Source organism: Thiohalorhabdus sp. (assembly GCF_046545655.1).
In the GTDB taxonomy this organism is placed as follows: Bacteria; Pseudomonadota; Gammaproteobacteria; order Thiohalorhabdales; family Thiohalorhabdaceae; genus Thiohalorhabdus.
In genome coordinates, this window is sequence record NZ_JBKGZG010000084.1 from 1 (window position 1) to 3,329 (window position 3,329).

Genomic DNA, 3,329 nt, shown 5'->3' on the forward strand with positions numbered 1-3,329 from the left:
GTCGCGAGCTGGAGCTCGCTCCTACGGGGGTGCTGGTAGGTCTTCATAGCCGCTCCTCCACCGCGTCCACCACCCGCTCGGGCTCGTCGTCGGGAAAGATCCCGGTCAGGCGGCCCTCGCGGTCAATGAGGTAGAAGGCCGCGTTGTGCATGAAGCCGCCCTTGCCGTCGGGCAGCACCACCACGCCGAAGGGATCCAGCATCTCCGCCAGCGCGTCCCGGGGCCGCGCCACCCACCAGTGGGTCGGCTCGGCGCCGTAGCGGCCGCCGTATTCGGCGAGGCGTTGCGGCCGGTCGTATTCCGGGTCGAAGCTCAGGCTGAGGAAGCGCACCTCCGTGCCCACCGCGGCCTCGGGCAGCTCGGCCCGGATGCGCTGCATGCGCATGCCCAGCATGGGGCAGGCGTGGGTGCAGCGGGTGTAGATGAAGGTGGCCACCACCAGCTTGCCGCGCAGCTCGCGGAGCCGGGCCTCCGCCCCCGACTGCAGTTGGAGGCGGAGGTCCGGCACCGCACGCGGCTGCTCGGATACGGCAATCCGGCGGGCGCTCTCGGCCGTCAGGGCCCGGAAGCCGTCGGTGCCCCAGAAGAGGGTGGCCGCCCCCAGGACGGCCACCACCATGGCGCTAAGCCACGCGCGCATCCGGCGCCTCCCGTCGCCCGGCCAGGAACTGGCCGAAGAAGCGCACCACCAGCACCGTGGTCGCCATCAGCACCAGCGCCGCGAACAGCGCGCCCCACTGGGCGTAGGGCACCCACTCCGGCAGGTACTCCGCGAAGCGCCGCGGCGCGCCCTCGCGGCCGCCCATCAGGAACATGCCCACGAAGCCCACGCCGCCGAGGGCGTACAGCCAGAAGGCCGGGGCGTCCAGGGCGCTGCCGCCGCCGGTGCCGTAGGTGCGGGCCATCCAGACCATGAAGCCCAGGGCCATGGCCATGACGCCGAGCAGCAGGTAGAAGTGGAAGTGCCCGGGCACCCACAGGGTGTTGTGCATCACCTCGTTGACCACGATGGTGGCGTCCACCATGGCGGGGATGGTGCCCGCCGCCCAGCCGAAGACGGACAGGGTGAGCAGCCCGGAGGCCAGGTCCCACCGGATGCCGCTGCGGTAGAGGATGGTGATGGCGCCGTAGGCGGTCACCGCCAGCACCGGCAGGCCGCTGGTGTAGGAGATGATCTGCCCCATGACGTGCATCCACTGGGGCTGGGCGAAGTCCATGAGGATGTGGTGGGGGTAGACGATCACCACCATGATCGTGGAGGCCGTCCACGCGCCGAGGAAGGCCTTGGTGCTGGACTTCCAGGGTCGGCCCGTGTAGCGCGGCAGCAGCGCGTAGACCGCGATCACCGCCATGTAGATGGTGGCGTTGATGAACACGTGGCCGAAGAAGTAGATCATGTTCTTGGCCAGCAGCGGATCCACCTCGAAGGCCGGGAAGAACAGGTTGATCAGGGTCATCACCAGGATGGCCGCGCCCGATACCAGGCCCAGGATGTTGACGATCAGCACCATGGTGGAGGCCACCACCGGCGCCGGCGGCGCGTTGCCGTCGTTGGGACCGAACAGCTGCGGCCAGCCCAGGCCCTTGCCGAGCCCGCCGTAGCGGGCGACGATGCCGCGCGCGGTGTCCAGGTGCAGCAGCAGGAAGCCCACGCCGATCAACAGCAGCCCGGTGAGGAAGGAGGCCGCGCCGGTTACGGACCACATGCCCATGGGCCTGGCGGGCAGCGGATAGAGGAAGGTCCAGCCGCCGGCGTAGCCGCCCAGCAGGATCCCGCCCAGGATCAGCACCACGCCGATCAGGAACAGCACCAGATTGGTCCAGGCCACCGGCAGGGACAAACTCACGTGCTGGCGGAGGAAGTACCACATGATGCCCGCCCCGGCGAGGCCGGCCAGGCCCACCATGCCGGTGCCGTGCAGGGTGAGGATGCGGTAGAACCAGTCGGGGGCCACGCCCAGGATGTCGCCCTGGGCCAGGCGCATGATCAGGCCGAAGGCCATCATCAGCAGGAGCAACACCCCGGCCGTGCCCATGTAGGCGAGCACCACCTGGCGCTCGGGGCGGCCCACCGCGGTGTCGGGCTGATACGGATTACTCATCGGCTATCCCTCCTTCTCGGCCGTGACCTGGATCTCCGCGGTCATGTTGTGGTGCGGGGGGCCGCAGTACTCCAGGCACATCACCCGGTAGGTTCCCGGCTCGCGGAAGGTGTGGCGCAGCTTGTTGGTGTACTCCGGCATGGCCTGCGTTTGGGCCACCACCTCGTCGTCGGCGTTGTAGATGGCGAAGCCGTGGTTCACGTCCGCGGAGGTGACATTGAACTGCACCGTGCGCCCCGCGGGGACCTCCGTGCGGCTCATGTCCCAGTACCACTGGTGCCCGGTGACATCCACCGTGACCTCGGCGGGGCCGCCCTCCTTGCCGTGGGTGGGACCGTAGGGCAGGCTCGCCAGGGTCTCCACCGACAGCCAGCTGCCCACGGCCACGAGGCCCCAGAACCAGAGGGCCCGAAAGCGGTAGAACCGCTTCTGGATCGGCCCGTATTCCGCGGGATTCCCGGAGCGCATGACCACGAGGAGGAAAACCGCGGCGAGGAACAGGCCCCCGAGCAGGGATACCTGCCACGCGATCTCCTGGTACATGAGGGCATCCTCCGTTAAAGTTGCAAAGGGAATGCAACTTTAAATTCGACCGGGTCCAAAAGCAACCCCCGACGAAAGAGTTGTCTAATATCCGCAAGATTCCTGTGGGTACCGCCTGGCCGGGCACCCGGGGAGGGATTACAATGCCGGGGTTTGGAAGGGAAACGCCATGCGCCTGACGCGACATACCGATTACGCCCTGCGGGTGCTCATGTACCTGGGCGCCCGCGACAACGAGCTGGCCACCATCACCGAGGTGGCGGAGGTCTACAAGATCTCCCGCAACCACCTGGTGAAGGTGGTGAACGTGCTGGGGCGGGAGGGCTACCTGCAGACCGTGCGCGGCAAGGGCGGGGGCATCCGCCTGGGCATGCCGCCGGATAAGATCGTGGTGGGGTCCGTGGTGCGCACCATGGAAGAGCACCTCGATATCATCGACTGCGTCGGCACGGAATGCCCCATCATCGCCCCCTGCCGGCTGCGCACGGCGCTGGGGGAGGCCCGGGACGCCTTCATGGCCGTGCTGGACCGCTACACCCTCGCGGACCTGGTGGTCCCCCAGGCGGACATCCTCCACGCCCTGTTCGACGTGGCGCCGGCGGAGTAGGGGGTCGCGGCCCGGACGGCCGCTCCTACCCCAGCGGGACAGGCCCGTAGGATCGGTTTCCAGGCGACGACCGCTTT

4 protein-coding genes are annotated in these 3,329 nt (G+C 68.5%); 1 reads left to right on the plus strand and 3 read right to left on the minus strand.

Annotated elements, in window-relative coordinates; all coding sequences use genetic code 11:
- Nucleotides 1-43: 43 nt before the first annotated feature.
- From ACLFRB_RS11705 to ACLFRB_RS11715, 3 genes are read right to left on the minus strand one after another with little or no spacing between them, the layout of a single operon-like run.
- Nucleotides 44-640, minus strand: coding sequence for an SCO family protein (locus ACLFRB_RS11705; protein WP_411069192.1), 597 nt, complete (start codon nt 638-640; stop codon nt 44-46).
- Nucleotides 624-2,102, minus strand: coding sequence for a cbb3-type cytochrome c oxidase subunit I (locus ACLFRB_RS11710; protein WP_411069193.1), 1,479 nt, complete (start codon nt 2,100-2,102; stop codon nt 624-626). Before ACLFRB_RS11710 ends, ACLFRB_RS11705 begins: the two co-directional genes overlap by 17 nt.
- 3 nt (nt 2,103-2,105) lie before the next feature.
- On the minus strand, nt 2,106-2,645 hold the full coding sequence (locus ACLFRB_RS11715; RefSeq protein ID WP_411069194.1) for a cytochrome C oxidase subunit II: 540 nt from the start codon (nt 2,643-2,645) through the stop codon (nt 2,106-2,108).
- Between the two features lie 169 nt (nt 2,646-2,814).
- On the opposite strand from ACLFRB_RS11715, the gene ACLFRB_RS11720 reads away from it, so the two are divergent.
- Nucleotides 2,815-3,252 (plus strand): Rrf2 family transcriptional regulator, encoded by a 438-nt coding sequence (locus ACLFRB_RS11720; RefSeq protein ID WP_411069195.1) that lies wholly within the window; start codon nt 2,815-2,817, stop codon nt 3,250-3,252.
- Nucleotides 3,253-3,329 lie beyond the last annotated feature (77 nt).

Bases quoted from the DNA above. Each gene is read 5' to 3' on its own strand.
- ACLFRB_RS11705 (WP_411069192.1), bottom strand. From the start codon at position 640: ATGCGCGCGTGGCTTAGCGCCATGGTGGTGGCCGTCCTGGGGGCGGCC.
- ACLFRB_RS11710 (WP_411069193.1), bottom strand. From the start codon at position 2,102: ATGAGTAATCCGTATCAGCCCGACACCGCGGTGGGCCGCCCCGAGCGC.
- ACLFRB_RS11715 (WP_411069194.1), bottom strand. From the start codon at position 2,645: ATGTACCAGGAGATCGCGTGGCAGGTATCCCTGCTCGGGGGCCTGTTC.
- ACLFRB_RS11720 (WP_411069195.1), top strand. From the start codon at position 2,815: ATGCGCCTGACGCGACATACCGATTACGCCCTGCGGGTGCTCATGTAC.